Origin of the sequence: Microcoleus sp. K1-B1 (assembly GCF_036704705.1) — a bacterium.
Taxonomy (GTDB): Bacteria; Cyanobacteriota; Cyanobacteriia; order Cyanobacteriales; family Microcoleaceae; genus Microcoleus.
Genome location: NZ_JAUBSH010000202.1, coordinates 1 through 1,358 on the forward strand (window position 1 = coordinate 1; position 1,358 = coordinate 1,358).

1 protein-coding gene is annotated in these 1,358 nt (G+C 42.3%); it reads left to right on the forward strand.

What is annotated here, in order from left to right; genetic code table 11:
- Positions 1-538 precede the first annotated feature (538 nt).
- Positions 539-757 carry a hypothetical protein gene (locus QUA83_RS30410; protein WP_333297937.1) on the forward strand — a complete coding sequence of 73 codons (219 nt, stop codon included), beginning with the start codon at positions 539-541 and terminating at the stop codon, positions 755-757.
- Positions 758-1,358: the final 601 nt, after the last annotated feature.

A 1,358-nucleotide genomic window follows, 5' to 3' on the forward strand; every position in this document is an offset into this window, starting at 1 on the left:
AGAGAAATAAGTTTATTGGCTAGCGTTCTGGGACTACTTAGCTCAGATACCCCAAGCAGCGGTTATTGAGCAGTTACCTATTTTAGTTTTTCTGCTTCCCAACCCATAAACAAGTGAGTATTGAGTTGGCGGCGAAATAGATGCCATACCCAATCATGTTTGAGAGGCGACGAGGTTCTATTCAACGATTTCTCAAGCTACCTCTCCTCAAGATGGAAAAGCTTTGGTTTGCTCTGCTTAAATATATCTGGAGAACTCAATTTAAAAAGACACAAGAGTTGAAGGTCGCCATTGATAGAACGCCGTGGCGAGATAAAAATCTGTTGATGATTAGCCTGATTGGGGACAAGAGAGCTTTACCGTTGTACTAGCAGATATTGCCTTCGCTGTGGCTGTAGCAACCTCCGAGAACAACAAAGCTTAATCTGCCCCCTTCTTGGTCTGCTAAAAAATTATAAAATGATCCTTTTAGGAAACACCTGAATTTGCGAGCGTTAAACTGGCAAGTTGGCTGTGTGAAAAGAACATAAGATTTGTTTTGAGAGTAAAACAGGGACGCTATATTCAAGAAGAAGGAGAGGAATTTAAGCGGTTGGCTGAGTGTGGTTTAGTAGCAGGTACGAGCTTTTATTTGACAGGAGTTAAAATCAGCAGCAAGGATTTGGCTGTTTTGATGTCCCTGGTTATGGGCAACGAAAATATCGAAATAATGGCGAAGATGAAGGCTGGTATTTACTCACAAATATCGGCACATTGAAACAAGCTGTAACAGCGTTTAAATGTCGCAGTTGTATCGAAGCAATGTTTAAGGACTGTCCAGCAGTCGGCTATAATCTTGAAAAAAGTTACCCTTGTGACGGCCGCCTAAAAACTTTAATATAAAAATTTAATATTATTAATAGCTTTAGCTTATAATTGTGCGATTTTACAAGACACAAGCTCAAGCTTATGGGAATTCTGAAATACATCGGTCGCCTTACTGATTCGATGCGAGCGCAACGCCGTCATAGTAGCTTTTGAATTGGATTATACGGCCAATCGTGGGCGCAGCGAAGCGGAGGGAGTAGGGAGGGAGCTTGGCCATGCACCTATTGCGGAATTGATGAAAATTAGACGCAATCAGCTCATATTCCCTCAGACAGGTTTGAGGGCTATGTCATTAATTTTATCCAGCTTTTGACTCTTCTTGTCACTACGTCCGGAGGTTTTGTTTAAAAGTAGTTGGAAGGATTGAAATATTGTCGAGCTGCCACCGGGGCGTGGAAGAACCGAGTTCACGAGGGAATCGGATTGGTGCGAGTGTGTATTTGGACAGGTTGAAAAGTTGTCAGGGAGAAAAACCCTGAAGACTGCAGAGA